This window comes from Treponema sp. R8-4-B8, assembly GCF_054786175.1.
Genome location: NZ_BDHE01000420.1, coordinates 1 through 442, shown reverse-complemented (window position 1 = coordinate 442; position 442 = coordinate 1). Strand labels below are relative to the sequence as shown.

General features: G+C 44.1%; 1 protein-coding gene. It reads left to right on the top strand.

Going from position 1 to position 442, the window contains the following annotated elements; all coding sequences use genetic code 11:
* Positions 1–218 precede the first annotated feature (218 nt).
* Positions 219–442: hypothetical protein (locus ACYVRA_RS09045; RefSeq protein ID WP_461252377.1), on the top strand; the 224-nt coding region annotated here is incomplete at its 3' end.

Sequence of the window (442 nt, the reverse complement as noted above, 5' to 3'; positions counted from 1 at the left end):
TTCAATTTTACTACGGCATTTAGTATGCGACATGGAGCATATTCCCCGCTTTTCATACGGCTGTTGAAAAATGTGGATTAGTTTCTGTAACGGCAATTTTTCTTGTCATTTTTTTTCTTTGCGGAAAACCGCAGGAAATCAATATTGACAGTGACGGCAAAGGGTCAGGCGTTCCCTTTGTCATCGGTCTTGACGTTGTGTTTTATATGCTCGTGTGTATGGTAAATTACATTGAGTGGGGAGAAAACAGCCTGTCCGGTCTTGCGTTTGGGGTGGGAACTTTTATTTATGTCGGTCTCGTAATTATCGTCCAACTGCTCATTGGGCGTAGCGCACTGTATCTCTGGCTGATGTTTCTGGTTTCTTCCCTGTTGGGATTAGGCGCTCTGTTATACGATACGCACGTATCGCTTATTTCAGGTTCTTTTGCCTACGGCTTGGG